24 protein-coding genes are annotated in these 25,933 nt (G+C 64.3%); 11 read left to right on the top strand and 13 right to left on the bottom strand.

Annotated features, from left to right (window positions below):
* The first annotated feature begins 101 nt into the window (after window positions 1–101).
* On the top strand, window positions 102–3,989 hold the full coding sequence (locus JJC00_RS26935; protein ID WP_200468882.1) for a LuxR C-terminal-related transcriptional regulator: 3,888 nt from the start codon (window positions 102–104) through the stop codon (window positions 3,987–3,989).
* A gap of 214 nt (window positions 3,990–4,203) precedes the next feature.
* Here the strand turns inward: JJC00_RS26935 and JJC00_RS26940 are convergent, their stop codons facing one another.
* Window positions 4,204–4,458 (bottom strand): DUF3551 domain-containing protein, encoded by a 255-nt coding sequence (locus JJC00_RS26940; protein WP_200468883.1) that lies wholly within the window; start codon window positions 4,456–4,458, stop codon window positions 4,204–4,206.
* A 246-nt stretch (window positions 4,459–4,704) separates the two neighbouring features.
* Complete coding sequence (locus tag JJC00_RS26945) at window positions 4,705–5,328, bottom strand: LysR family transcriptional regulator (protein WP_200468884.1); 624 nt, start codon at window positions 5,326–5,328, stop codon at window positions 4,705–4,707.
* A 20-nt stretch (window positions 5,329–5,348) separates the two neighbouring features.
* Here JJC00_RS26945 and JJC00_RS26950 point away from each other — a divergent pair, with 20 nt between their 5' ends.
* Window positions 5,349–5,849, top strand: a complete 501-nt coding sequence (locus JJC00_RS26950; RefSeq protein ID WP_246773940.1) for a RidA family protein — start codon at window positions 5,349–5,351, stop codon at window positions 5,847–5,849.
* Between the two features lie 45 nt (window positions 5,850–5,894).
* Window positions 5,895–6,587 carry an L-2-amino-thiazoline-4-carboxylic acid hydrolase gene (locus JJC00_RS26955; protein ID WP_200468885.1) on the top strand — a complete coding sequence of 231 codons (693 nt, stop codon included), beginning with the start codon at window positions 5,895–5,897 and terminating at the stop codon, window positions 6,585–6,587.
* Between the two features lie 35 nt (window positions 6,588–6,622).
* Here the strand turns inward: JJC00_RS26955 and JJC00_RS26960 are convergent, their stop codons facing one another.
* Entirely contained in the window at window positions 6,623–7,450 is an 828-nt protein-coding gene (locus tag JJC00_RS26960) for an MBL fold metallo-hydrolase (RefSeq protein WP_200468886.1), read from the bottom strand.
* Between the two features lie 94 nt (window positions 7,451–7,544).
* Here JJC00_RS26960 and JJC00_RS26965 point away from each other — a divergent pair, with 94 nt between their 5' ends.
* Window positions 7,545–8,420, top strand: coding sequence for a LysR family transcriptional regulator (locus JJC00_RS26965; protein ID WP_200468887.1), 876 nt, complete (start codon window positions 7,545–7,547; stop codon window positions 8,418–8,420).
* 10 nt (window positions 8,421–8,430) lie between these two features.
* On the opposite strand, the gene JJC00_RS26970 is transcribed toward JJC00_RS26965, so the two are convergent.
* Window positions 8,431–8,988: a hypothetical protein gene (locus tag JJC00_RS26970; RefSeq protein ID WP_246773941.1), complete on the bottom strand. Its 558-nt coding sequence runs from the start codon at window positions 8,986–8,988 to the stop codon at window positions 8,431–8,433.
* On the opposite strand from JJC00_RS26970, the gene JJC00_RS38330 reads away from it, so the two are divergent.
* Window positions 8,944–9,384, top strand: coding sequence for a hypothetical protein (locus JJC00_RS38330; RefSeq protein WP_246773942.1), 441 nt, complete (start codon window positions 8,944–8,946; stop codon window positions 9,382–9,384). The genes JJC00_RS26970 and JJC00_RS38330 overlap by 45 nt on opposite strands.
* Window positions 9,385–9,391: 7 nt before the next feature.
* Here JJC00_RS38330 and JJC00_RS26975 read toward each other — a convergent pair whose 3' ends face one another.
* The 4 genes from JJC00_RS26975 to JJC00_RS26990 form a co-directional block, all read right to left on the bottom strand.
* Entirely contained in the window at window positions 9,392–9,838 is a 447-nt protein-coding gene (locus tag JJC00_RS26975) for a hypothetical protein (protein WP_246773943.1), read from the bottom strand.
* Between the two features lie 20 nt (window positions 9,839–9,858).
* Window positions 9,859–13,278 carry a CHAT domain-containing tetratricopeptide repeat protein gene (locus JJC00_RS26980; protein ID WP_200474253.1) on the bottom strand — a complete coding sequence of 1,140 codons (3,420 nt, stop codon included), beginning with the start codon at window positions 13,276–13,278 and terminating at the stop codon, window positions 9,859–9,861.
* A gap of 264 nt (window positions 13,279–13,542) precedes the next feature.
* A complete protein-coding gene (locus JJC00_RS26985) occupies window positions 13,543–14,304 on the bottom strand; it encodes a hypothetical protein (protein ID WP_200468889.1) in 762 nt (253 codons plus the stop codon).
* Window positions 14,305–14,319: 15 nt separating this feature from the next.
* Window positions 14,320–14,508, bottom strand: coding sequence for a hypothetical protein (locus tag JJC00_RS26990; RefSeq protein ID WP_200468890.1), 189 nt, complete (start codon window positions 14,506–14,508; stop codon window positions 14,320–14,322).
* A 253-nt stretch (window positions 14,509–14,761) separates the two neighbouring features.
* Between JJC00_RS26990 and JJC00_RS26995 the strand changes: the two genes are divergently transcribed.
* Window positions 14,762–15,739, top strand: coding sequence for a DUF2336 domain-containing protein (locus JJC00_RS26995; protein WP_200468891.1), 978 nt, complete (start codon window positions 14,762–14,764; stop codon window positions 15,737–15,739).
* Here the strand turns inward: JJC00_RS26995 and JJC00_RS27000 are convergent.
* From JJC00_RS27000 to JJC00_RS27010, 3 genes are all read right to left on the bottom strand, one after another.
* Complete coding sequence (locus tag JJC00_RS27000) at window positions 15,736–16,080, bottom strand: DUF1491 family protein (protein ID WP_200474254.1); 345 nt, start codon at window positions 16,078–16,080, stop codon at window positions 15,736–15,738. The genes JJC00_RS26995 and JJC00_RS27000 overlap by 4 nt on opposite strands.
* 78 nt (window positions 16,081–16,158) lie before the next feature.
* Window positions 16,159–16,881: a peptidoglycan-binding domain-containing protein gene (locus JJC00_RS27005; RefSeq protein WP_200468892.1), complete on the bottom strand. Its 723-nt coding sequence runs from the start codon at window positions 16,879–16,881 to the stop codon at window positions 16,159–16,161.
* Entirely contained in the window at window positions 16,874–18,715 is a 1,842-nt protein-coding gene (locus JJC00_RS27010; protein WP_200468893.1) for a PAS domain-containing sensor histidine kinase, read from the bottom strand. Before JJC00_RS27010 ends, JJC00_RS27005 begins: the two co-directional genes overlap by 8 nt.
* Before the next feature lie 409 nt (window positions 18,716–19,124).
* On the opposite strand from JJC00_RS27010, the gene JJC00_RS27015 reads away from it, so the two are divergent.
* Window positions 19,125–19,562, top strand: coding sequence for a DUF5330 domain-containing protein (locus tag JJC00_RS27015; RefSeq protein WP_200468894.1), 438 nt, complete (start codon window positions 19,125–19,127; stop codon window positions 19,560–19,562).
* Between the two features lie 67 nt (window positions 19,563–19,629).
* On the top strand, window positions 19,630–20,058 hold the full coding sequence (locus tag JJC00_RS27020; RefSeq protein WP_200468895.1) for a SufE family protein: 429 nt from the start codon (window positions 19,630–19,632) through the stop codon (window positions 20,056–20,058).
* A 75-nt stretch (window positions 20,059–20,133) separates the two neighbouring features.
* Here the strand turns inward: JJC00_RS27020 and JJC00_RS27025 are convergent, their stop codons facing one another.
* Window positions 20,134–20,547: a MucR family transcriptional regulator gene (locus JJC00_RS27025; protein WP_200468896.1), complete on the bottom strand. Its 414-nt coding sequence runs from the start codon at window positions 20,545–20,547 to the stop codon at window positions 20,134–20,136.
* Between the two features lie 163 nt (window positions 20,548–20,710).
* Window positions 20,711–21,580, bottom strand: a complete 870-nt coding sequence (locus tag JJC00_RS27030) for a DUF308 domain-containing protein (RefSeq protein WP_200468897.1) — start codon at window positions 21,578–21,580, stop codon at window positions 20,711–20,713.
* A gap of 315 nt (window positions 21,581–21,895) precedes the next feature.
* On the opposite strand from JJC00_RS27030, the gene JJC00_RS27035 reads away from it, so the two are divergent.
* From JJC00_RS27035 to JJC00_RS27045, 3 genes are all read left to right on the top strand, one after another.
* A complete protein-coding gene (locus tag JJC00_RS27035; protein WP_200468898.1) occupies window positions 21,896–23,545 on the top strand; it encodes a glycosyltransferase family 39 protein in 1,650 nt (549 codons plus the stop codon).
* 159 nt (window positions 23,546–23,704) lie between these two features.
* Complete coding sequence (locus tag JJC00_RS27040) at window positions 23,705–24,484, top strand: class II aldolase/adducin family protein (protein ID WP_200468899.1); 780 nt, start codon at window positions 23,705–23,707, stop codon at window positions 24,482–24,484.
* Between the two features lie 235 nt (window positions 24,485–24,719).
* Window positions 24,720–25,886 (top strand): IS110 family transposase, encoded by a 1,167-nt coding sequence (locus JJC00_RS27045; RefSeq protein WP_200467696.1) that lies wholly within the window; start codon window positions 24,720–24,722, stop codon window positions 25,884–25,886.
* Window positions 25,887–25,933 lie beyond the last annotated feature (47 nt).

The following is a 25,933-nucleotide window of genomic DNA, read 5'->3' on the forward strand; positions in this document are numbered from 1 at the left end:
CCGCTAAGCCTCTTTCTTCATTTGATTAATTGTATTTTAATAACTCGCCCGGCCTCGGCCATATGCCAAAGTCCATAGGTGGCCGGGCCGAGGCAGGGTCCATGTTAGACGTGTCTGCGAAGCATGGGATATTCGAGCGCAACCAGCTTGTGATCGTAGATCGACAACCGATCGTTCTACAGGGGCTGAAATCGATACTCGGAGCACAGCAGGACTTCGACATCGTCGCATCATGCCGCGATGGAACAAGCTGCCTCGAAGCCATCCGGAATTTGACACCCGACGTCGCGCTTATTGCCGACACCCTGCCAGACCTGACGGTAACCGAGATCCTGGCGATTGCGAAAGCTGAGACTCTTCGCACGCGCCTGGTGTTCTTTACCGAGTCGGAATCCAACCCCGATCTAACCGCAGCGATTGCTGCTGGCGCCTGCAGCGCAATTTCGAAGTACGCCTCCGCCGACACCATGCTGCAACGACTGCGGCTGTTGACGAACGGCAATGCGTCGCCCGAGCATTTCGCTCTCTCGCCAACCGGCAAGGAAGCTGACGGCGCCGGCACAATTGAAACGAAGCTGGAGCTATTGACGGAGCGGGAACGTCAAATCGTGCGACTGGTGTCAGAAGGATTGTCGAACAAGCAGATCGCGCGCCAGCTGAACGTTTCACCAGGGACAGTCAAAGTACACCTGTACAATATATTTCATAAGCTTGAGATCACCAACAGGACTGTGCTCGCGACCCTCGCGTTGCTAAGACATCCCTCCGGCTTCGGCACACTCGCGCTCGCCTTTCTGGTCATCGCCATTGCGGACGAACTCAAGGCGTCGGAAGCGAACGACATATTTCCGGATGACATCAGCATCGGTCACGCGGAAGAGCACGCCGAGTATGAGCCCTGGAAAAAAGCCATTCTCCGGCACCTCATCGTCTGGGAATCCGACGAAACGCTTCCGCTCGACCAGAGAGACTTTCTGGCCAAGGCGAGCCAAATCCCGACCGCGGCGGCGGCACTGGAAGCGCTGCGCGCAGCTGAGCAATCTGCAGGCTCAAAATCTTGGAAGAACCACGGTCCTGTTGGATCGAGCACGCCCAATCTTCCTGCGGCTCTCCTGCGAGCAACCGGTGACACACAGATTGGAGGCGAACCGACCGTCGACCATCAACTCCCGCGGCTTACTTCCAATCCGTCGATTCATGGAGGGTATGGCACCTTCGCCTCTCTCGCCGGTGCGTTGATCTACGCGCTGCACGATCCCCATCTCGCCGTGCAGTCGCATGACCCGGACAAAGCCTCGATCGACAGCTTCGTCGTCGCCGGAGAGAATGCGACCATAAAACTGGCCGCGATCACTCATGCCGACGCCAACCATGTAGACAACCCAGCCCCGGGTTTCCCTTCGCACGATTTTCGCCCGCCTTCCGGGGATGTGACCACCGGAAACGAAAGCGTCGCTGATGCTCGCAGCCAAAGCAGCCAAATGAGTCATGGCGCCGAGGGTGACGCACTCCAAATACCTGTTCGCTTCGTGGACGCCGGTCACGATGCCGGTGTTGGCGGATCTAGCCGCGATCAGTTGTTGGGCGGCAAAGATGATAAAAACGTAGTTCATCGCTCCCCGACCGATTCCAATACCTCTTCCCACTCTGCCTTCGATTTCGCATCCGGGTCGAGCAGGATCAATCTTGCGGCTTTCGGCGCGCTTGCCTGGCTGCATATGACAGCAGCAAGCAAGTCGATACCGCCACATACCCTCGCCTGGATCTACAACTCCGCGAGCAATGAAACGATCGTCTATGTGAATCCGACCGATCATGTTCTTGATATCGGAGATCACGGTCTGCTGGAAATCCATCTGCAGGGAGATGTATCGGTCGCGGAGGCGGAGTTCGTCGACCACCGCGAAGGCGCAGCTGTCGCCATCACCTTGGAGAAGCTCGAACAAGCGCTGACCTCAGCGAGCGCAATCGATGAGGCTGTTCTGAGTAAGGACAATGTCCATGCCAGCATCGAGGCGCGCGAGAGCACGCTCGGGACGGCTGGAGCTTGGACCATTCTGGCCGACGGCGGCTCGAGGTTCCAGTTCGGGCAGACTCGGAGCGGCTTGGGAGCGTCGACGAAGTTCACAACCTCCACTGGCGAGTCGGCGGATGCAACGGGAGACAGCGATGGAGCGTCTGCCGTATCGGCTCACGTCTCATCAATCGAGCCTGCGCGTAGCGAAACGGCGACGGCAGTCGAAAATGGCACATTGAAGAATGGTCCGATCAATGCGGACACCGGCGTTTCGTCGCCTGGGCCGAAGGAAATCGTCCAACCGAGCGTCGCAACGGCCGCCAGCACGGACCACGGCAACTCGCAGCACGCTTCGGAGCCAGGATCTGAAAAGGCGGCAGCCACGGAATCGACCGAAGCAGACTCCAAACCGGGCAATGGCGTCGGCAATGGCGCCGAGCATCACGCTGCGGCTTCGGAAACCCCGCGCGGGTCAGCGAAGAAGGCAGACTCAAGTGGAGTCGAACGCGGCAACTCGGGGCACGCAAACCCTGCAAACGCGCCGGACGCAGCCGAGAACGTCGAATCGAGCGTCGCAACGGCCGACAGCAAGGGCCACGGCAACTCGCAGCACGCTTCGGAACCAAGGTCTGAAAAGGCGGCCGCCACGGAATCGACTGAAGCTGACTCCAAACCGGGCAACGGCGTCGGCCATGGCGCCGAGCATCACGCTGCGGCTTCAGAAGCTCCGCGAGGGTCAGCGAAGAAGGCAGAATCAAGTGGAGTGGAACACGGCAAATCCGGGCACTCAAACTCTGCAAACGCGCCGGACGCAGCCGAGAACGATCCGAGCGTCGCAACGGCCGCCAGCGTGAACCACGGCAACTCGCAGCACGCTTCGGAGCCAAAGTCTGCAAAGGCGGCAGCGACCGAATCGACTGAAGCTGGCTCCAAACCGGGCAATGGCATCGGCCATGGCGCCGAGCATCACGCTGCGGCTTCCGAGACTGCACGAGGAGCAGCGAAGACGGGAGAGCCAGGCGGAGCCGAACACGGCAAATCCGGGCATTCAACCGCCGCAAACGCACCGGGCGCGGCCGAGATCGCAACGGCCGCCAGCGCGGACCACGGCAACTCGCAGCACATTTCGGAGCCAGGGTCTGCAAAGGCTGCAGCCACGGAGTCGACTGAAGCCGGCGTCAAGCCGGGCAACGGTGTCGGCAATACCGCGGAGCATCACGCTGCGGCTTCGGACACTGCGGAGGCGGCATCGAAGACGGGAGAGCCAGGCGGAGCCGAACACGGCAAATCCGGGCATTCAACCGCCGCAAACGCACCGGACCCAGCCGAGATCGATCCGGGCGTCGCAACGGCCGCCGGCGCGAGCCACGGCAACTCGCAGCACGCTTCGGAGCCAGGGTCTGCAAAGGCGGCAGCCACGGAGTCGACTGAAGTTGGCGTCAAACCGGACAACAGTGTCGGCAATACCGCGGAGCATCACGCTCCAGCTTCGGATGCTGCGGAGGTGGCAGGGGCAGTGAAGATGGCAGAACCGGTCGCCGTGGAACACGGCAACTCGGGGCACGATTTACACTCAGCCTCAGCAAACGCACCGCAAGCAGCCGAGATCATAGAGCCGAGCGTCGCAACCGGCGGTAACGCCGAACGCGGTAACTCGCAGCACGCTGCGCAATCTGCAGCAATCGCATCGGAAGACGCACAGCCGGCCAAAGCTGCGTTCGAGACCGGCGGCGCAGATCAAGAACCGGTATTCCGCTTCGATAACGGCACAACTCCTTCTCCTCTCGTTGCGGTTGTCGAGCTTAAGGAACTTAATGATGCGCTCGCTCCGCACGTTGCGCTCGGCCAGGGAGAGGACCTCGGGATGATCCTCAAAATGGGCCCTGATGCCTTGGACGAACACGCGGCCAACCACGGCAATGGTGGTCCGCATCACGCCACTGTACCTGCGCCTCATGATCTTCTGATTTGAAGCGTTGCATCGTCATTGACTGAAAATGGGCAGGAGCGCGATAGCGAGGACCCGATGTTGAGCAGGCTGCCGCCCACGCACGTTAGCCGCCATGTAGGACCTCTCCGCGTCCGCAGCACCGCGACTTCAGCTTCTGGGCAAAGTGGACATCCCGTCTACGTCCAGCCCCGACCGATAAGCTTGCGCTGTTGACCTGCTGCCGCCGCAATCGCACCTATCGGGGACGCGGACCGCGGTCCGGATAAGCCGGCCGTTGCGCATAAGGGTTCACCAAGCACATGGCGGAGAGGCCCGCAGCGGCCGCCTTGCACTCTTCCCACGAACTATATTGGCACGAAATGGAGTTGGAACCGCCCCACTCCCACTTCTGAAGGCAAACCGGAAAATTGCCGGCGAACCGCTGAGCTACGGCAGGAGCGGGCGCAGACATGGCGATCCAGACGATCAGCAGAAAAGGAAGCGCGCGCATCGTGTAACTCCGAGGATTTGCGGATCCTGCTTCCAGGGCGCTGCGGATATAGAGATTCCGGCATTCCGGGCATCGCAACAATACTAGGCCGCGCTCGCGAAGCAAAGGCAATGCGGAGAGGATACTGCGCGCGGAAAACGGCGATGCCTCAAAATTGAAAAGGCGTGACCGACACGACGAGCTTGGCGTCTGTCGATGTCTACACGGAAAAACTCGATCTCCTTCGAGCCTCAGTCGCAGGTCGCTTCAACTTCCGATGCCGCCGACCAGTCGCGGACGGTTTGCGCGCGGGTTCTCGGCCGCCACGGCGCGCAGCCATGCGCGAAAACTGACGATCTCGGGGCAATCCGCCGTGCCCTCGGGCGCGATCAGCCAATCGCCCGGGCCGGATCCCTCATTGACCCGATCGCAGCGATAGCCCGGATGGTGGCCGAGACCGCGGGCGATCAGCAGGTCGACCTTGCCCTCGACCAGCTCGTGCAGGCCGGCGGGCTGCAGCACGCGCAAGCCGATCTCCGCATGCGCGCTGCGAAACGCCGCCAGATCGAGGCGACGCAAATCGAAGCTGGCATGCACGCCCAGTTGCAGCAGCACTGCACCGGCCGGCTTCAATTGCGAGGTCGCCTCCGCGAGGCGGCGAAAGCCATCGGAGACCCCGGGCAGATAGGCCTGGCCTGCCGCGGTCAGGATCAGCTGCTTGTGCAGCCGCTCGAACAGCTGGACGCCGAGGCGCGCCTCCAGCGCTTTCACCTGCTGCCCGACGGCTGCGGGCGTCACGTGCAACTCGTGCGCAGCCAGCTTGAAGCTGAGATGGCGCGCGGCGGCCTCGAAAGCGCGGAGCGCGTTGAGCGGCGGAAGGGTGTAGGTCATCGCGCAGCAGTTTGACACCGATGGACCGCGGCCTTGCAATAGATTTTCTTGCGCTGAACCGCAGCAAAGATGCTTTGCGCCGCGGCGATGTCGCCGGATACGGTCAGCCCGCAATCCGGAGACACGCCATGCCCGCAGCTCACATCGTCAGCCACAATCCCACAACGGTTCACGCTCCCGCCGGCGGCTACTGCCTGGGACTCGAAGTGACGCAACATCGCCGGCTGCTATTCATCAGCGGCCAGGTGCCTGAGGCCTCCGACGGCAGCGTGCCCCAAGGTTTCGAGGCACAGTGCGAGCAGGCATGGCGTAACGTCATGGAAGTGCTCACCGCCGCCGGCCTTGGCGTCGCGCATCTGGTCAAGGTCACTACGTTCCTGACTGACCGGACTCAAGTCGCGACCAATCGCACCATTCGTCGCAAGATGCTCGGAGAGCATCAGCCGGCACTGACGGTCATGATCGCCGAGACGGTCGACAGCAAATGGCTGCTGGAGATCGAGGCGATCGCCGCAGAATGAAACTGGCTTCGCCGACTTTGCAACAAGCCAACTTTCAGGTGTCCCATGGCTGAGACCATCCATCCCTTCTACGAGCAGCATCGCGGTGCCATGGAGGCGGCGATGCGTCATCGACTCGACCTTGCCGAGGCGATGTTACGCGAGCGCGCGCATCTCACCGACATCGACGGGATCAGGCGGGAGGTGATGGACGAATTCGCCATCGTGCTCACCCAGATGCCCTATGTCGGCGGTGCCGCGAGCCGCATGAGCGATGTCTTCATGCGTCTCACCGGTTTCATGGCAACCAGCCGTGTGCTCCAGCGGCACGGCGTGCCGCTGCCTGACATCCGCGACATCGAGCGGGAGACCTATAAGGCGCAATTGCTCACCGCGCCTGAGGCAGAACGTCTCACCGCGGGAGATCAATTCATGTCGCCGGAGAACCAGACATTGCTGCGTGAGCAGGCTGCAAAGAGCGTCACGGAAAGCCATCAGGCAGAATTTCCGGAGGATTTCGTCTACGATTTCGTCGCGCCTGGTCCGGGTGACAGTTTTGAATTCGGCATCAACTACCACGCATGCGGCTTCTGCAAATTCGCGGGCCGCCATGGCGACAAGGACATTTTGCCGAATATTTGCGGGCTCGATTTCGACGCCTATGCCGCGCGCGGCATTCATCTGGAACGGACGCAAACGCTGGCCGGCGGCGCGAGCCACTGCAATTTCCGCTTCTCCCGGCTGCACCGTAACGATTGACTTCGCGGCATCAGGCCTCGCGTTCGCGAGGCGGTCTAACGCCCGCCACACCGGCAGTTCTCGTAATCCACGGGATCATGGCTGTTGAAAATCGTCACGCGCTCGCCGTGGCCGAGCTTCAGCTCGCGCAACCGGGCCTGATTGGCGACACGGGCCGCGCGGTCCATGTCGACGCGGCGCTGGAAATAGCGGAGCACCAGCGGCGCGCGCGGTGAGGCGTCGAGCTGGGCGTGATGGAAATAGCTGTCGCCGGCGTGCAGCAGCCATTTGTCGCCGGAGCGGATCGCGATGCCGCAATGGCCGAGCGTGTGGCCGGCGAGCGGGATCATCAGGATGTCCCCTTCCCGGTCGCCGAGCGCACGGACGCCCTTGAAACCGAACCAATCCTCGCCGGCATCGCCGTAGAATTTCCAGCTCGGCCCATGGCTCCATTGTCCGGTGACATAGCGCCCCTCGGGCGGCGCGGGCTTGCGCAGCACCGCCATGTCGTATTCGGTGCGATGAACGTGGATCGCGGCATGGGGAAAATCGGGAATGCCGCCGGCGTGATCACGATCAAGATGCGTCAGCAGCACGTGGCGCACGTCGGCCGGCGAATAGCCGAGCGCCTTCACCTGCTGCACGGCGGTCTCCGCCGGATCGAGCTTTGGCGCGGTCTGCCGCAGCCACCGTTTCCCGAGCCGGTCGGGCGTGGCGATATCGCCAAGGCCGATGCCGGTGTCGACCAGGGCGAGGCCGTCATTGGTCTCGATCAGCAGGCAATGGCAGACCATGCGGGCGTGCTGGAACAGGCCGCCGGTGCCGTTCACCAGCCGCCGGCCCACGGGACACATCGTGCCGGTGTTGAGATGATGGATCTTCATGGATGAGGCCCGCCTGTTGTGAACACGGCGTTCTTGTCATTCTCCGATCCATAGGTAAAATATTGAATTCTGATAGTATCTCTAGGCCTGGACTATGGATATCCGCGAGCTCCGCTACTTCGCTGCCGTCTACCGTGAACGCAACCTCACGGCGGCCGCGCGCACCTGCTTCGTGTCGCAGCCGTCGATCTCGACTGCGATCACCAGTCTGGAGGCCGAGCTCGGCACCACGCTTTTCATCCGGCACAAGAAGGGCGTCGCACCCACCGCCTCGGCCGAGCAGTTTCACGCGCTGGCCCGCCGCATCATCGACGAGGCCGACGCCGCGCGCAGCCTGTTCCGCAAGCCCAGCACCCGGACCAATCTGACGCTCGGTCTGATGCGCACGCTCGACGTGCCCAGAACCATCGCGCTGCTGAAGCCGCTGACCGCGCGCAGTGACATCGCGCTGCGGCTCGTGGGCCACGACGAGCGCGCAGATGCAAGGATCATCTCGAAGAGCATGCTTGGGGATGACGAGCATTTCGTCCCGCTCTGGAGCGAGCGCTATGTCGCGGCGCTGCCGCCGTCGCATCCGCTGACGCTGAAGGAGCGGCTGCGCGCCGCCGACCTCGCCGACGCCCCGATGATCGACCGCTGCCATTGCGAGCAGAGCGAATTCTTCGGCCGCGCGGCGCAACGGCGTCCGTCCGCCGCGATCGCGCAATCGGAGGATTGGGCAATGGCGCTGGTCGCAGCCGGAATCGGCATCGCTATCGTGCCGGAGGGCGTGGCGAAGGGCCATCCGGACGTCGCGATCCGGGAGATCGAGGTGAAGATCAGGCGCGAGGTCGGGCTGGCCTATCGCGCGTCAGCGCCGCTGGTCGACGCATTGAAGGATTTTGTTGGAAAGCTCCAGGGACGGCGCGCAAAGTCGCAGCGCGCGCGAAATCCCCTCCTCAAGCGCAACAAATCCGAGCGCCGGCGCTAGCGCGCCGTCACTATCCGAGCAAGCCCTTCAGGCCGGCATAGATGGAGCCCATAGCCGTCGCGGCGACGCCGGCCAGCGGGCCGACGGTCTGCATCAAGTCCTGGATCAAACGGGCGCGGCGGCGAAGCTGCTCCTCACCAACATGCTGCCCGAGCAGGCGCGCCATCCTGAAGGCGAACGCATTGGGTTTCCCGCCCTGGCCCAGAACGCGCGGCAGCACCTGGAAGATGACGACTCCCAAGATGTTCCCGGACACGAAGGCGAGCAGGATGCTCGCGCCGTATTCGAACACCTCGCGCCATTCGACCCACACCGTCGGTAAGATCGGAACACCATCGTGGAGCCCGGTCACCGTCAGCATCGCCTGGATGCTGGCGCTGGCGAGCAGCAACGCCAGCACGAACGCCCCCAATGCCGAGACCCGATGCAGAGGATAGGCTGCGAACCCGAACAGCAGGGGGACGACGATCGACGCGATCCGGAGCGGGATTGGAGAGAGGTTGAAGGTGATGGTGATCAGACTATGCGTGATCGTCAGCAGGACGGCCGGAAGGACGACGTAGAGCAAGGCATGCGTCCCGAAATAGCGCAGCGGATTCCTGTACCGTTCGAGCCGGACATTGACCCGGTCGAGATCGCGCCTGAGCCGGTCCAACTCGGCAACGATATCCTCGATCTCGAGAAGCGTCGGCCGCACGACGCGCAAATCGCGCGAGCAGTGCTTGCACGCAATGGCTTCGTCCTTGATCGTCTCGGCACAGAACGGGCACTCCATCGTCAGCGCGACTTCCTGCGCCGCATGATGGCTTCGACCTCGTCTCTGGCCCGCGCCAGCTCATCGCGCAGCTGGTCCCGTTTGCGCAGGAGATTGTCACGCTCCGCAATCAGCGTCGCAGGCACCGCGACGTCTCGGGCACAGGATGCGCAAACCAGCGCGCTATCCGCGTTCTCGGCCTGGCAGTAAGGACACATCACTTGGGTGCGACCTTGAGGGTAAAAATGGCCGTGCCCGGCCGCCCATCGCTGTCCTTGATGTCGACCCGCACGGTGTAATCTCCCGGCGGCAATTCCGCATCCTGCATGTTGATCCCGTCAGCCCGCACGAACGGCTTGACCCGGGGCGTCAGATCGACGTTCGGCGTGCGGAGGAAGGTCACCTTGACCGAATCCGGATCGATCTTGGCGCCCCCGAACGACTCGAACCTCAATTGGAGCCGCATGGGCGAGGACACGGAATCACCGGTCGAGACGAACTCCACCTTCGGACCGCGTAGGATACCGCGCCTGTCGGCCGCGACCGCGCCCTTCGGTGGCGGCAGCTTGGCCTCTTCTTCGGTGATCAACTGTGTTGCCCGCGACGCTCCCGAAAACAGGAGACCTGCCGCAACGAGCCCCAGCAACAAAATCCGCGTCATCATCCGTTCAACCCCCACGTCAATCAGCGCACGCCGCCATCGCCGATGATCGTATACGGCGCCCAGAACAGCGGATGAGCATAGGCAAACTCGGTCTTGCCCTCGCTGTTCAGGTAACCGGGACCGTCGACCAGAGCGATCATCGCCTGCCGCAGCGCTTCGCTCCGCGACAATTTTGGATCGTCCGCCTGCCGCTTGAACAGATCGGTCACCAGCTGCCGGGCCGATTGCGAATGCACTGACCAGTTCGTCACGAGCAAGGCACGCGTTCCGGCGTAGAAGAACGCGCGGCCGAGGCCGGAGGCCGCCTCGGCTCCGGCGCCTGCACCGGCGCCGGTGTTGCAGGCGGACAGGATCACCCAGTCGGCGTCGAGCTTGAGGCCGAGAATTTCCTCCATGGTCAGGAGGCCGTCTCCACCGTCGCCCGTCACCGTTGGTGATGACAGTGCGAGTGCCGGCTGTGTCAGACCGTTGAGCTCGCCCGGGACAAGGCCGTGAGTGGCAAACGCGAGAATCTTGAAGCCGGAGAGGTTCATCGTCTTGACCGCGCTCTCGGTCGCGCTCTTGCCGAGGAACAGCACTTTCGAGGGATCAGCCTGCAGCGCCAGCGCGATCGACTTGAGTTCGTCGGCAGTGTCGGGAAGACGGGGCAAGAGGCCGAGTTCGGCGCTGTCGACGCCGTCGAGCTTCGGGCTGTTGCGACGCTTTAGCGGCATGCCGCGCGTGACGTTGCCACCGACATCGGCGACCTGCACCTTTTCGCCGGCGCCTTCCGCCTCGATCTCCTGGTCCTTGTTGAAATAGGGATCGCCAAATGCCACGAGATCCCCGCGGCCGGGCTTGCCAGGCGGCAATTGTCGCAGCGTGCGCAAGGCCGCGGCCGACGGCACCGTCGAGACGGCATGGGTTCGCGCAAGCCAGGGCACGTTGCGATAGCCGACGAAGAGCGGATCCTCGTCCGCGGCCACCTCGGCCGGCGCCGTCGGCAACAGCGACAGCGGCAGCAGGCCGAGCGCGCCGTTGGTGACCACGATCAAATTCTTCGCCGGCTTCCATCCACCTTCGACCGGCTTCAGCAACAGCTCGTAGAGCTCGTAGCCAAGCTTGAGATCGAACGGCGGAATGTCCGAGATCATCGCCGCCTGCGGCTCGAGCGCTTCCCGCAGTTTGCGGATCTTGGTCTCGATATTACCGATATTGGCCTTGACGGCGGCGAACGCGACCGGCCCAGACTTCGGCACGGCCCAGACGAAGCTGCCGTACTGACCGAAATAGAACGACAGCATGGCTTCGTTGTCGGCAAGCGTCGCACGGATCTCGGCAACGCTCGGCGGCTTCGGCGAGACGAGATCGGCATACGTCGGGAACTTCTGTTTGATCTCCTGGCGCGCCTTGTCGCGTTCGTTGCGCATGGACGCGATCAACGCCTGGATCTGCTGCACGCCCTTCTCGTCGCGCTCCGCCGAGGGAATGGCGAGGACGTTGGTGAGCGTGCCGAGCTGGGCGTTGACCTGCTTGGTGAGGTCCTGCTCCTTGCGCACGAGCTCGGCCAGCGCGGGATCCTTCGCCGCCGCACGCGCGCTGGAGGCAGCCAGCGCCTGTTGCACGGAGCGGCCGCGGACCGCATCGGCCAGACTGAACGTCTCCTCGCCGACGCCGCTGCCGGTACCTTCGGCCCGCGCGAGCAGCAGGAGGTAGCTCTCGACGATGGTCTGGAGCCGCTGGCTGCGCGCGGCTACGACGGTCGTGTTCTCGTCGTCGGCGTTCTCGTTTGCGTTGGCCATCATGATCGGAATGGCGGCCTTGAACTCGCGGATCGCGTCGGCATCGCGCTGCGCGCGCATCAATCCGATCGCCAGGGTGCCGCGCGCCGACGCCGCATCGAAATGGTTCTCGCCGACCCGCCCGATCTGCTTCTTGACCAGTTGTTCGGCGGCGGCGATGCCGGCGTCGAGCTGGCCGGAATTGTAGAGCGCGAAAATGCGCGCCGGATTGAGCTCGATGACCTGGCGGCGCTGCGGATCCCAATTGGCGACCGCCTTGTCGATCCGCGCAAACATGTCGTTGGCCTCGGCATTCTTGCGCTGCAGATTCAGGATGCCGGCGAGCTGCGACAGCAGCTGCACGGTCGACTGCGCGTCATCAGGCACGCCGACCGTCTTGTTGATCTCGAGCGAGACGCGGCCGAGCTGCTCGGCTTCGTTGTAACGTCCCTGGTCGACCAGGATTCCGGCCAATCCCATCACGAAACGCGGCGTCACCGGATTGTACTTGCCGGTGTCCTTCAGGCGCGACAACAGCGCCCGGCGCGCATCGACCTCGGCTTCGGCGAGCCTGCCCTGCCGCGCCTTCATGCGCGCCTGATTCAACACCATGCTGTCGACGACCTGGAGCAGGAGGGTCTCCGCAGGCGGGTTCTCCGATTCCAATACGGCCTTGTTACCAGCGCTTTTACGCAGCTCCGCCGTGCGATAGGCGGCTTCGGCTTCGGCAAACTGTCCCCGTGCCTCGAATATGAGGCCGCGGGTCATCTCGATTTCCCCCTCCCAGGTCTGGCCGAACTTTGCATAGGACGCTCGCCAGCCAGGAAGCCCACTGGTGCGCGACTCCTGAATCGCGGTCAGGCTGCGACGCAAATAGGCTTCCGCCTGCGCGACGTCACCCATCTGGATGAGAATCGATGCGACCGTGCGGTTTGCGTTGAACTGATATCCTTTCGCGCCGGGCACGTTGACCGACTGGCGCAACAGCTGTTGCTTGATTTCCAGTGCGCGCTTGGGATCGCCTGCGAGGGAGTATTGCACCGACTGCAGCTGCAACAATCGCCCCATCATGTTGGGGGTGACGGCCCCACGGCCCACTTCCACGGCCTTGTTGGCGTCGGCGACGGATTCGGTGAGACGCCCGAGCTGGGAACGCGCATTGGCGCGGTCGAAATAGAACTGGGCCAGATCCTCGCGCGATTCCTTCCCCGTGGGCGTCGCCTCCGCGTCCGCTTTGAGCTCCGCGATCAGCTTCTCGTTCGGCTTTTCGCTATCGAGGATCGCGGTGATGTCGGAGATGGTTCGTGGCGGGGCGACGAAATCCTTCGGCATGGCTGTGCCCGGAGCCAGCTTGGGCGCAGCTTCCTTGGGAAGCTCGACGGCGACGTTGGCGCGGCCGTTCGCGGCGTTGAGAGCGGCGAGCACGCAAGCGTGGACCTGCGGTTTAGCCTTGGCGCGGCAACCCTCGATATCGGCACCGGCCTTGCGGCCGCCCTGGGCCTGCATGCAGGCATGTACGATCGGCTTGCCGACCGTCATCCGGCAGTTCTCGAGCGCGGCCTCCTGGGTCAGCGCGGCAGCCGAGCCAGTCGATCCCAGGAAAACGGCGAGGGCCAGCAATTTTCGCGGCAGGTTGGCGTCCAGACGGCTCTTAAACGGACTCGCAGCGTTCAAGCTCATCATCTCGAAGGGCCTTGGGGTGAAATGACTTGAAAAACGGGACAATTCTATCCCTCTCGCTCGGGAGCACAATCACCAATCGGTGGGTGTCGAAATACCCAAGAGGGTTAACGGCGGCGAACAGCGGCTCCCGCGGCGCGCATTCCGGATGGGCTCGCGCAGGCTATTCGGCTCCTGACCGGGTCAAGCCAGGACTGCCGCGGCACCCAGGCTCGGCCGCGAATACTGACCGCGCGCCCCACGTCTTCGGGACACGATCCGCCGTCAGCCCTTCGAGACGACCGCGCGCCCATAGACGGGCTGCGAGGCAACCGGCGGATTGGTGGTCTGGGCGGCGAGCTCGCCGATCAGGCGATCGGCATCCGCAGCCATGCCGTCGGGCGCCTGGATCACCAGCCGCTCCAGCGCCCAGCGATAGGACGAGACACGCTGCTCGAGCGATAGCTGCACCCACTGGACGATCAGCGAGTTCTCCTGCATGCGTTCGACGGCGTCGGCCTTTTCCTGCGGCGACAGCGCCGAGACGCGCGCCATGCTGGCCTCGCGCTTCTTGTCGAGATCGATGACGCGGATGGCGCTGGCGAAGAACGGCTCGAAGCGGGTGATGTCGTTGCGCACGTCCTCGATCAGCTGCGCATAGCGCGAGGAATGCGAGCGATGCGGCTCGTCGATCAGCGTGCGGCCATACCTGGTGCGGTCGAACACGATCTTCTGCCGCCACGGCGACGGCAACGCCTTGTAGTCGCCGAACACACTCTTCCAGGCCGGCCGCGACAGCGGCGGCTCGATCATGGGATAGGCGAGATCGCGAAGCTGACGCTCTTCGTCGGTGAGCTGGAATTGCGACGGCTTCAGGCCGAGGCTGGAGGTCACCTCGGCGCCGAGCCAGCGATGCATGTCGTCGCTGCGCATGTCGGCGCGGGTGCGGCCGAAATCACCGCCGCTGCAGGCAGCGAGCGACGCGCCTACAGCTACGAGGAGGATGGCCGATACGATTGTGCGGATCTGGCGGATGGAGTCCGGCATTGCAAAAGCCGGAACTTAGCGGCGGCGACGACGGCGCCCCGGCGCTGTGCCCGCTTCCGGCCCATGATCGCCGCTGGTTTCGTCCGCATCGCGCTCGATCCGGATGACGGGAAGGATCAGAATCGTCCCCGTGTCCGCGCGCGGTGTGACGTCCCCCGACGAGCCCACCCGGCGACCGGCCGGAAATTCAATGATGGTCCCCATGTCAGCTCTCTCAATTGCCGCGCGACAAAATGCGCCCCTGCAACATTGGGGGTCATTAGGATCAGTTTATGGTTAACGGGGTGTAAACATGGCCTTTGAACCGTAGCCGCACGGGCCGGCCCAATCGTTCCGTTGCGGCACGGGAAGGGCTGAATTGAGCGGGTTTGCTTCACACCTCGTTTTCCTTAACGAGGCTTTAAACGGCCCCCTGATAGGCTGAGGCAACAGTTTCTCCCAAGTTGCGTACGCCTCCATGACCAAGTCGCTGTTTCCCGGATTCGACGGGCTGATGACACTCTCCCGCCGCGAGGGCGTCGATGTTCGTCCGACGCTGCTGCGGGTGCTGACCGACCTGTATGTCCAGGCGCCCACCCACAGCGACGACGAGCAGCGGCAATTCATCGAGCTCGCCACGCGGCTGATCGACCAGGTCGACGATGCAACGCGCGCTGCCGTCAAGGCGCGGCTCGCGATCTATCCGCAAACGCCGGTCCCGGTGCTGCAGAAACTCGGGCTGGTCGCGGCGCAAGAAGGCCGCCGGGTGCCGCTGGCGCGCGAAATCCCGCGTGCAGCAATCGCCCCCTCGCCTTCCCGCACGCCGACCGATGCCGAGCAGCGCATGGCCGCCAACATGGCGATGCAGCCGAAGGAAGCCGCCGAGATCCACGATATGTTCTTCGGCGCCGATGCGAGCCAGCGCGCGCTGATCCTGCACAATCTGGCGCAGACGCCGCTGAAGGCCGCGCCGCGGATTCCGACCGTCCGCGCCAAGCGCGCGATCCAGATCCTGGAGATGGCGGCGATCGCGGGTGATGTCGAGAACTTCACCTTCGAGCTCGGCGACAGCCTGATCCTGCCCTCGCGCGTCGCAGCCCAGATCGTCGACGATGCCGGCGGCGAGGCGCTCGCAATTGCCGCCCGCACGCTCGACATGCCGAGCCCGAACTTCCAGCGCATCTTGCTGTTCTTCAAGCCGGAGATCGGCAACTCGGTGGATGCGGTCTACCGGCTGTCGCGGCTCTATGATCGCCTCAGCGACCGCTCCGCGCTGGTGATGCTCGCCGCCTGGCGCGGCTCGACGCTTGCCGTCACGCGCGCGAAGTACCAGCCGTCGCTGCACGACAGCGACCGCCAGCGTGCGCGCGCAGGCGCGAGCCAGACGCGGCCAAGCGTGCAGCCCGGCTCGAGCCCGGCGGTGCGTACGGGCTCAGGCGGGTCGCCGGAGCGTTAAGTCTTCGCCAGTTCGAGGAAATGCCGCCCCGCGCGGTCCTCGGTCTCGACGATCCAGGCATCCGGATCGAAGCGGACTTCCTTGGTCAGGCGATCTTCCACCGCAGGCTCCGGCAGCGGCTGCGGCGCGGCCGGCACAAAGAAACGATCGACCGGGCGGCCGTTGTCATAAGAGGTCTGCGGCGCCGGCACGTAGAGCATTGCGTTGCCGTCGAGCAGCGACACTTTGACGAACACCGCACCCGCCTCCTCGGCGCCGCGACGGCGCACCGCGCCGAACACGCCCTCGGTCTGGCACCGGCGCAAGTAGGCAGAGACCCAGATATTCGATTTCAAACGCATGAGCGCACGATAGGCCAGTGCTGCAATCAGCACCAGCCTTCAGGCGTTCAGCTTGCAGGCTTGGCGCAACGACGACGCTTATTCGACGGGATGGCCGATCGCGGCGGCAAGTTCGCGCAACAGGCGGTCCGACACCTGGCCGGTGACGGGCATCTTGTGCTGGCGCTCGAACGTCTGGATTGCGGACTGGGTCTCGCCGCTCATCGTGCCCGTGATCTTCAAATTCCCATAGCCATATTCGGACAGCGCGCGCTGCACGCCGGCAAGGCGGCGCGCCGCCGGGCTCTGCTGCATCGGGATCGGCGCCGGCGGCCGCGCGACAGCCACCGCAGACGGTGCCGGCGTGGGTGTCGTGGCCTTGATCACCAGATTGGTCATGGGATCGCCGGCGCGCGGCGTCGAGGCCGTCGTCTCGGCGGGCTTCTCCGGCGCCTTCTCGGCCGGCTTCGGCTCGACGCGAAACTCGGTTGCTTTCGGCTCGAGCGGCGACGTATCGGCGCCGACGGGACGCGGACGCGGCATCGGATTGGACAGCGACACCGACGACGGCGCGGGAAGATTGATCACGGTGCCGAACATCGGCGCCGGGTGCCGGCCGGTCTGCAGGAACAGCGCGTTTGCAACGATGGCGCTGATGGCCGCGGCGGCGACCAGGCCGGCCAGCGTGTCCTTGGGGCTGTGCAAGAGCACACGCATCACCAGATTGCGCTCGGTCTCGACATCGACGACCGCGGCCTTAGCACCACCCTTGGCGCCACGGCGGCGCGGAGGAGCTTCGTCCTTTGCAGACTTTCTAGGCACTTTTCTTCACCAGAGCAGGTTGGTCCTGAGGTCGGTCTTGAAGTTCTTGACGCAGCACCGGCGTCAGCGTCGCGATCTTGCTTTCCGTCGGCTTCGCTTGCGGCGGCGTGTAGACCAGCGGCAGCTTGACCGTGACGGCGGTGCCCTCGCCGAGCTTGCTTTGTACCGTCAATTCGCCGAGATGCAACGCCACGAGGTTCTTCACGATCGAAAGGCCGAGGCCGGTGCCCTCGTGACGGCGCTCATAGGTCTTGCCGCATTGGAAGAACGGCGCACCGATACGCTTGAGATCGTCAGGCGCAATGCCGACGCCGGTGTCACTGATGCGCAGCGTGAGCTGCGAGGCCGATGCCGCCGCGGACACCGTGACCTGGCCGCCGCGCTCGGTGAACTTGACGGCGTTGGCGACGAGATTGAGCACGATCTGCTTGAAGGCGCGCGGATCGCCGGTCATGACAGGCAGATCCTGCGGCGCATCGGTGATGAGATCGATGCCGTTCTCGCGCGCCTTGAGCGCGAGCAGATTGCAGCAATGCATCAGCGAGGCGCGCGGCGCGAACGGCTCCGACGCAATCTCGAAATTGCCCGATTCCATCTTCGACATGTCGAGGATGCCGTTGACGACCGACAGCAGATGCTGGCCGGACGCGTGGATCAGCTCGGCATATTCCTTGCGCTGGCTGGCTGCCAGCATCAGGGTCTGCTCCTGCGCGATCATCTCGGAGAAGCCGATGATAGCGTTGAGCGGCGTGCGCAGCTCATGGCTCATGGTGGCGAGGAAACGCGTCTTGGCGGCGTCGGCGGCTTCCGCCGCGCTGCGGGCCTGATCGAGCGCCTGCTCGGACAGCTTGCGATCGGTGACGTCGCGCATCACGGCGACGACCTCGAGCTCGGCAGTGACGTCGCGGCGCTGATCCTGGTCGCACGGCCGGCAGCGCATCTCGACCCAGATGAAGTCGATCTGGCCCCGTTCGGAACCGGTGGGCTCGCGCCGCAATCGGAATTCGACGCTGCGAACGTCGCCGCGCGCGGCATCGGAGAGCGCGGTGAGATAGGCGGGGCGATCGGCGACATGGACGCGATCGAACAGGCCATGGCCAAGCAATTGCGCGACCGGCATGCCGAGCATGGCTTCCGCGGCCTGCGAGATGAACTGCACCGCGCCATTGCGCTGATGCCGCGAGATCACGTCGCTCATGTTGCGCGCCAGGAGGCGATAGCGCTCCTCCTCGCGCGAGAGCAACGCGACGCTGGTGCGCGCGAGCGACTCGGCGCCGAAGGCGAGGCCCGCGGCATAGAGCGTTGCGGAGGCGACGCCAAACGCCGTCATCGCGCCGCGCTCGGGTGCGCTGAGGTCACCGGCCGGCAGCCAGCCAAGCTGGCTGGCCAGGATCAACAGGCCCGCGCAGGACAGCGCGAGCAGCGAGGCAAAAGCCGCGACGCGGCGCGAGGCCGACAGCGCGGCTTCCAAGGGAATCACGACCAGCCAGATCGCGGCGAATGATTCGATACCGCCGGTCGTGGCGGCGATCGCCATGATCAGGCCGGCGAGTGCCAGCGACGACAGCACATGGGCGCCTTCGTAGCGGCCGGTGCGCGACAGGAACCAGGACAACAGGATCGGCGCGATCAGCCAGGCGAAGGCCGCGACCTCGATCGCGCTCGGCGCGCCACGCAGGACGAGATAAACGGGAAATGCGGCAAAGGCGGCCAGGCTTCCGAGAAGCCGCGGCGCCATGAAAGCCCGATGGCGCGCACGCATCAGCGCATCGTAACGCGCGGAGGGATGCAGCAGCGCATCGAGACAATCGCGGATGATACTCAAAACTGTCACGGGTCTCGCGCTTCGGCTCAATCGTCGTTGAAGACGTGCCGGAACGCCTCCTTGTCGTTGAGCCAACGTGTCAGAGCGACCTTAAACGAGTGCTAAGGCGGTCCGGCCCGCGGCGCGCCACCGCGTCATCGCGGAGATTTTTAGGCGATTTGGCGATGTCATCATCGGGGATGGTGAACACAGGGTTTCGCCGCGCCGTTCATGGTTTCGAATTGGTGGACGCGCGGGGCCAGGAGCACCACGGGCACCCGCATCAATCGAAAATTTACGACACCATGATCTGCGAAGATTCTTGCGCAAATTCTCTACGAATTAAGCGGAAGGCAATCACTTGCGATTTATCGAGAGTTGCTAGGTCCGGCGTCGCGCGGAGATCGCCCGCGGCGGGATCTAACATACAGGTCGCAAGATGCGCTTTCTGCTCCGCATCACATTCTGGCTCGGGCTGGTGCTGGTGCTCCTGCCGCGGGACAAGACGCCCGAATCGGACAAGCTGCCGCAGATCGGCGCTGCCGACGCGGTACAGGCTGCGACCGCGGCCGTCTCCGACATGAGCCAGTTCTGCAAGCGTCAGCCGGCGGCCTGCGAGGTCGGCGGACAGGCCGCAACCATCATTGGCCAGCGGGCACAGGACGGCGCGAAGAAGATCTACCAGATCATCAACGACAAGAAAGAGCAGCTCGAGAAGAACGACAAGACCGACAAGACCGACAAGAAAGCGCCCGACCACACCGGCTCGATCGCGATCGCCGGTGAAGGCGACGCCGCCGCGACCGAAGCGCCGCGCGACACGCTGACCCAGGACGACCTCGCGCTGGAATGGCGCGGACTGGAGATGGCGAATTAAGGCCCAAATCCTATCGATTTCGGCAGCCGCCGTCCCTATATTAGCCTGAACGGGAACACGGGCCATCATGACGACGATCGACGACATCAGGGACAATTTCGAGCTGCTCGAAGACTGGGACGACCGCTACCGGTACGTCATCGAGCTCGGCCGCACCCTGGAACCGATGCCCGAGGAAGAACATTCGGCCGAGAACAAGGTGCAGGGCTGCGTCAGCCAGGTCTGGCTCCGGAAGCTGGTCGATCGCGGCCATGGCGCGCCGATCCTGAAATATCGCGGCGACAGCGACGCGCATATCGTGCGCGGGCTGGTCGCGATCGTGCTCGCGCTCTATTCCGGCCGCACGCCGCAGGAGATCATCGAGACCGACGCGATCTCCGTGTTCAACGAGTTCGGCTTCCGCGACCATCTGACGCCGCAGCGCTCCAACGGCCTGCGCTCGATGGTCGAGCGCATCAAGACCGACGCGAAAGAGGCGCTCGCGGAAGCGTCGTGAGATGTTCTCGTAGGGCGGGCACGGCGCAAGGGCGCCTTTGCCCACCTACGAAATCCTACGAAACTGGGCGCGCCTCTACTTCCGCTTCCGCTGCTGCTGTCCCAAGCCCATCTTCTTCGCCAGTTGCGAACGCGCCACCGCGTAGTTCGGCGCGACCATGGGATAGTCGGCCGGCAGGCCCCATTTCTCGCGATATTGCTCGGGCGTCATGCTGTACTGGGTGCGCAGATGGCGCTTCAGCGACTTGAAGCGCTTGCCGTCTTCCAGGCACACCAGATAGTCCGGCGCGATCGACTTCTTCAGCGAGACCGCGGGCTTTGCCGGTTCGAGCGGCGCCTCGACGCGGCCCGACGACACCCGCGTCAACGCGCCGTGCACCTGGCTGATCAGGTTCGGAATCTCGGCGGCCGGCGTCGGGTTGTTGCTGAGATAGGCCGACACGATGCTCGCCGTCAGCTCGATGAAATTCTTCGCCCCGGCATCCGACATGGGCTCGACCTCTCTCCTATCCGATTGCGTCGCGGTGCATTGGCGGCGGTGAAGTATTCACTGTCAACAATACGTTTGGCTGAAATACGACGACTGGAAAATATCAACCGATTACTGATCTCGCGGCAACAATTGCGAGGCTTTACTTGACCCTAGCGAAGCTTCAGCCGCGCTGGTCGAGATGGGCGCGCAGTTCGTCGATCGAAGCGAAGCGCATCATGCCCTCCGGCATCTGCGCCTCGATCGAGCCGTCGGAATAGAGCGAATAGGCCATGCCGTCGACGATGCCGGATTTGAGCACCGTCACCGGCGATTGTTCTGCCGGCGGCGGCTCGGGTACCGGTGGAGGTGCGGCAGGCTGAGGTGTAACAGGCTCGAAGGTCGACGCCGGCCGTGGCGGCGGCGGGCGACGCGCCGCGGGCGGCTCCGGCGGGCGCGCGCGGTCCGGCTTCGGCCAGGCATCGTCGAAGTTCGCCGGCGGAGCTTCAAACGCGGCATGCTCGGGCTCGGCATGTGCTTGCGGCGGCGCGCCCTCCACAGCCTTCGCCTCGGCGCGCTCGCGCTCCTTGCGCGAGCTCGAGGCGAACATCAGGTTGCGCCGGCGCGGCGCCTCCGGCGCGGCGGCCGGGGGCTGAGGCGGTTCCGGCTCGGCCGGTGCCTCGGCCCGCGGGCGCTCGCGTGCGGGCGCTTCGGCCTGCCATGGCGGCGCGGCCGGCGATGGCTGCGGATCGGCCCGCATCGCCGGAGCCGGCTCCAGCGCAGCCGCGCCAGGCGCAGCGAGGCCCGGGGGCAGCACCGGCCTCACGCGAACCTCCGACGCTGCGGCCGTCCCGGCCAGCCGGCGGGCGATGCCTTGCAACTCGAGCAGCACGACGTAGAGGCCGACCAGTAACATTCCGGAGCAGACGCCAATCGTTCCGCTCGTTATGAGCGTGCTGCCGAGGCTGAAATCCCTGATCGAATAGCCAAAAGCGACCGCAAGGAGGCCCGCCACCACGGCGAAAATCCCTGCAATCAACAATGCCACGCTCATCGAACACACCCCCGGTCGCGCATCCGCGCGCGACACCCGCTGCTACGCCACGATACCGTCATACTGCGTTCCTCGCCAACGACCAATTGCCCGCGCTGTTCCTAAGGGGAAGGATATCAGGGACTTATTCACATTCCCTTCAGCATCGGTCCGCTAGCTCTCATGTACTCCGAATTTCTGGAAATTGCTGCGTCGCATCAGGAATTTAGCCATAATGCCCAATTACTTGGTAATGGAACTGCGCTATAGGGATTCCGGGGAACAGGCCCGCGCGCGCCAGCAGGGCCAAGAGGGGATTCCGGGTCACCAATAGCCATGACATCCATCACGACTTCGGCAATCGACACGCCTCTCGGGCGCTCGGTTGAACGGACTTGCGACGATCTCGCCATGCTGGTGCTGGCTGCCGTCGCTGTCATCGCAGGCCTGACCTTCCGCGACTACGGGCTCGGCTGGGACGACTACACCCACGCCGAATATGCCGACCTGCTGCTGCGCATGTTCGGTTCCGGCTTCAGGGACACCGCGGCGCTGTCCTTCGCCAACCTCTATATGTATGGCGGCGGCTTCGACATGGTCGCAGCCCTCCTGCACAAGATTCTCCCGCTCGAGCTGTTCGAGACGCGACGCCTGGTCGGCGCGGTCGTCGGCGTGATCGGGCTTGCGGTGACGTGGCGGCTCGGCCGGCGCGTCGGCGGACCGCTTGCTGGCCTTGGCGCGCTGCTGCTGCTGGCGCTCTGCCCGATCTTCTACGGCCACATGTTCATGAACCCGAAGGATGCGCCTTTCGCGGTGGCGATGATCATCCTGATGCTCGGCTTGGTGCGGCTTGCCGAGGAATATCCCAAACTCTCGCCGCGCACGATCCTGATCGTCGGCCTTGGCGCCGGCCTCTCGCTCGGCACCCGCATTCTCGGCGGCCTTTCGCTGGTCTACGCCATGATCGGCTTCCTTCCGCTGTTCCTGGAGGAGTTGCGCACCGAAGGCGCGCGCGAGGCGATCCGCCGTTTCGCCCATGTCGTCTACGTGCTGCTGCCCGGCCTCGCGTTCGGCTATCTCGTGATGGGCCTGATCTGGCCGTGGTCGATCATGGAGCCCGGCAATCCTTTCGAGGCTCTGACCTATTTCTCGCACTTCTTCGAGAAGCCCTGGAAGGAGATGTTCGACGGCGCGATCGTGTCCGTTCCCGACATGCCCTGGTCGTATCTGCCGACGCTGTTCGCGCTGCAGCTGCCCGAAGTGATGCTGGTGCTGATGGCGGGCGCCGTGTTCAGCACCTTCGCGATGCTGCCGCGTCGCGAGGTTCCGGCGCGCCGCAAGACCATCCTGCTGATGCTGACGCTGGCGGCCACCCTGCCGCTCGCGATCGCGATGGTGAAGCGTCCTGCGCTCTATAACGGTATCCGCCACTTCGTCTTCGTGATCCCACCGATGGCGGTGCTCGGCGGCGTTGCCTTCGCCTGGACCATGGAGCGCCTGCGCGCCAGCCACCGCGCCTGGCAGCCGCCCGTGCTCGCCGTGTTCTGCTTCGGCCTGGCGCTGCCGCTTGCCGAGATGGTCCGGCTGCATCCCTATCAATACACCCACTTCAACCACATCGCCGGCACGGTGCGCGCCGCCGACGACCGCTTCATGCTGGACTATTGGGGCCTCGCGCTGAAGCAAGCCTCCGACGAACTGCGCGAGCAGCTCGTCGAGCGCCAGGAAGTGCCGCCGCGCAATCGCAAATGGAAGGTCGCGGTGTGCGGTCCGCAGCGCCCGGCCCAGGTCGCGCTCGGCCCCGACTTCACCATCGGCTGGGATTCCAATGCGGCCGATTTCGCCATGACGCTCGGCGAATTCTACTGCAAGGGCCTGACCGCGCCGGTGATGGTCGAGATCAAGCGCGACGACGTGGTGTTCGCGCGCGTCTATGACATCCGCGGCCGCAGCATTTCCAGCCTGCTGTCGATCCCGGCGCCGTAAAATTCTTCTCCTGAGCCGTCGGCTTCCGCCTTCGCTCTTCGAGCTACGGCGGACCAGCATGCGGACGACGCTGAACTGCCGCGCTTGACGCGCCTTGCTGCCCGCCGTTTGCGAGGCTAGGCTCCCTCTCCGCAACAACGAGGTTCGGAGAGATTTGCCATGTCACCAGCGGAAGCGCGCCTGAAGGAAGTGCCGTCGAACATGACGGAGGTGGAGTGGCAGCAACGGGTCAATCTCGCCGCCTGCTATCGTCTCGTCTCGCTGTACGGCTGGGACGATCTGGTCGACACCCACATCTCCGCGCGCGTGCCCGGCCCCGACCATCACTTCCTGATCAACCCCTACGGGCTGATGTTCGACGAGATCACGGCCTCGAGCCTGGTCAAGGTGGATTTGCACGGCAACCAGCTCAGCGAGAGCGAATACAGCATCAACCCGGCCGGCTTCACTATCCATTCGGCGATCCACGAGGTGCGCGAGGACGCGATCTGCGTGCTGCATCTCCACACGCTGGACGGCACCGCGGTGTCGAGCAGCGCCGAAGGCCTGCTGCCGCTGAACCAGACCGCCCAGCTCGTCACCCACGACCTCGCCTATCACGACTATGAAGGCATCGCGCTCGATCACGACGAGCGGCCGCGGCTGCAGAAGGACCTCGGCGACCACAACCACATGCTGCTGCGCAACCACGGCACGCTGACCGTCGGCCGCTCGGTCGCTTCCGCCTTCGAGCGCATGTACCATCTCGAGCGCGCCTGCTCAATGCAGGTGCGCACCCGCGCGCTGGGCACGCCGGTCTATCCGGTCGAGGAGATCGCGATCGAGAAGAACACCGAGCTGCTCGCCAACCGCGACCGCGCCGAGCTGCGTGCGACGAACCTGGTGTGGCCGCCGCTGCTGCGCAAGCTCGACCGCGAGCTCCCGGGCTACCGCTCTTGAAATTTGCGGGATTTCGTGTAGGGTAGACCTCAACGACCTCTGCACGTTTTGGAATGAAACGCCGCCCAATTCCGGGCGGCGTTTTTATTTTCGGCCCCGCCGTCATTGCGAGGAGCCCGCGACAAAATTGCGTAGCAATTTTGCGCTGGCGCGACGAAGATTCCATGGGGAGTGGATAGCGACCAGATCTGAGGCCAGACTGAGGTTGCTAAATCCATTCAACCTGGAGACGACGATGTTGCTCGATCATCCTTCCGACGGACCGGCCGCTATCCGCACGCAGTTTGGCGCAATTTTTGTGTCATTGGAACTGAGCCGCTCGACATGGCTGGTGACCTCGCTGTCGCCCGGCAAGGGCGAGAAGATGTCCAGACACAGCGTGGAGGCCGGTGATATTGCGGCGCTCTTGAAGCTGTTTGCAGAGCTGAAGCAGAAGGCCCTGGCCCGAACGGGGGAGAACTATCCGATCATCACCATCCAGGAGGCTGGACTGGATGGGTTCTGGCTTCACCGCGCTTTGCAGCAGGAGGGCATTGAAAGCCACGTGGTCGATCCGGCCTCGATCGCGACGCCGCGCCGGCGCCGGCGGGCCAAGACGGACAGGCTCGATGGCGAGACGCTGCTGCGGTCGCTTCTGGCCTACAAGCGCGGCGAGCCGCGGGTCTGCGCGATGGTGGTTGCTCCTTCACCGGAGGACGAGGATCGCCGCCGACTTTGCCGCGAGCGGCGGACATTGATCGCGGAGCGGATCGAGCACGTCAACCGGATCAAGGGGCTGCTGTTTGCACAAGGGATATCCGGCTATGTGCCGCTGCGGCGCGACCGCAAGGCACGGCTCGAGGCCTTGCGCACCGGGGACGGGCGCCCGTTGCCGCAGCATTTGAAGGCGCAGGTCGGCCGCGAGCTCGCCCGGCTCGAACTGCTGCTCGAGCAGATCGCGGCGGTGGAGCGCGAGCAAGAGGCGCTACTGACGGCGAGCAAGCCAACCGGCGAGAAGGCTGCATCGGACCCGGTCACCATGCTGCTCGGCCTGAAGAGCCTGGGCCCGAACTTCGCTGCCGTTCTCTGGACGGAAGCCTTCTGGCGCCAGTTTGCCAACCGCCGCCAGGTCGCCTCCTATGCGGGGCTTGCGGCCACGCCATGGCGCAGCGGCGGTATCGAGCGCGAGCAGGGCGTGTCGAAGGCCGGCAATCCGCGGCTGAGAACCACGATGATCCAGCTCGCCTGGTTGTGGATACGCCACCAGCCCCAATCGGCTCTGACCCAATGGTTCAAGGCCAACAGCCAGCGCGGCCGCAAGCGCGCGATCGTGGCGTTGGCGCGCAAGCTGCTGGTTGCCTTGTGGAAGTATGTCACCCAGGGCGTCGTGATCGAGGGGGCCGTGATGAAGCCTGCCGCCTGAGCCCTCTTCACCACCTCAAAACCAATCTGCCGAGGTCCGATCGAACC

This window comes from Bradyrhizobium diazoefficiens (genome assembly GCF_016616885.1).
GTDB lineage: Bacteria > Pseudomonadota > Alphaproteobacteria > Rhizobiales > Xanthobacteraceae > Bradyrhizobium > Bradyrhizobium diazoefficiens_F.

Coding starts and splice junctions, on each gene's coding strand:
- JJC00_RS26935 (WP_200468882.1), top strand. CDS start 102: ATGTTAGACGTGTCTGCGAAGCATGGGATATTCGAGCGCAACCAGCTT.
- JJC00_RS26940 (WP_200468883.1), bottom strand. CDS start 4,458: ATGCGCGCGCTTCCTTTTCTGCTGATCGTCTGGATCGCCATGTCTGCG.
- JJC00_RS26945 (WP_200468884.1), bottom strand. CDS start 5,328: ATGACCTACACCCTTCCGCCGCTCAACGCGCTCCGCGCTTTCGAGGCC.
- JJC00_RS26950 (WP_246773940.1), top strand. CDS start 5,349: ATGGACCGCGGCCTTGCAATAGATTTTCTTGCGCTGAACCGCAGCAAA.
- JJC00_RS26955 (WP_200468885.1), top strand. CDS start 5,895: ATGGCTGAGACCATCCATCCCTTCTACGAGCAGCATCGCGGTGCCATG.
- JJC00_RS26960 (WP_200468886.1), bottom strand. CDS start 7,450: ATGAAGATCCATCATCTCAACACCGGCACGATGTGTCCCGTGGGCCGG.
- JJC00_RS26965 (WP_200468887.1), top strand. CDS start 7,545: ATGGATATCCGCGAGCTCCGCTACTTCGCTGCCGTCTACCGTGAACGC.
- JJC00_RS38330 (WP_246773942.1), top strand. CDS start 8,944: ATGCGTGATCGTCAGCAGGACGGCCGGAAGGACGACGTAGAGCAAGGC.
- JJC00_RS26975 (WP_246773943.1), bottom strand. CDS start 9,838: ATGATGACGCGGATTTTGTTGCTGGGGCTCGTTGCGGCAGGTCTCCTG.
- JJC00_RS26980 (WP_200474253.1), bottom strand. CDS start 13,278: ATGAGCTTGAACGCTGCGAGTCCGTTTAAGAGCCGTCTGGACGCCAAC.
- JJC00_RS26985 (WP_200468889.1), bottom strand. CDS start 14,304: ATGCCGGACTCCATCCGCCAGATCCGCACAATCGTATCGGCCATCCTC.
- JJC00_RS26990 (WP_200468890.1), bottom strand. CDS start 14,508: ATGGGGACCATCATTGAATTTCCGGCCGGTCGCCGGGTGGGCTCGTCG.
- JJC00_RS26995 (WP_200468891.1), top strand. CDS start 14,762: ATGACCAAGTCGCTGTTTCCCGGATTCGACGGGCTGATGACACTCTCC.
- JJC00_RS27000 (WP_200474254.1), bottom strand. CDS start 16,080: ATGCGTTTGAAATCGAATATCTGGGTCTCTGCCTACTTGCGCCGGTGC.
- JJC00_RS27015 (WP_200468894.1), top strand. CDS start 19,125: ATGCGCTTTCTGCTCCGCATCACATTCTGGCTCGGGCTGGTGCTGGTG.
- JJC00_RS27020 (WP_200468895.1), top strand. CDS start 19,630: ATGACGACGATCGACGACATCAGGGACAATTTCGAGCTGCTCGAAGAC.
- JJC00_RS27025 (WP_200468896.1), bottom strand. CDS start 20,547: ATGTCGGATGCCGGGGCGAAGAATTTCATCGAGCTGACGGCGAGCATC.
- JJC00_RS27030 (WP_200468897.1), bottom strand. CDS start 21,580: ATGAGCGTGGCATTGTTGATTGCAGGGATTTTCGCCGTGGTGGCGGGC.
- JJC00_RS27035 (WP_200468898.1), top strand. CDS start 21,896: ATGACATCCATCACGACTTCGGCAATCGACACGCCTCTCGGGCGCTCG.
- JJC00_RS27040 (WP_200468899.1), top strand. CDS start 23,705: ATGTCACCAGCGGAAGCGCGCCTGAAGGAAGTGCCGTCGAACATGACG.
- JJC00_RS27045 (WP_200467696.1), top strand. CDS start 24,720: ATGTTGCTCGATCATCCTTCCGACGGACCGGCCGCTATCCGCACGCAG.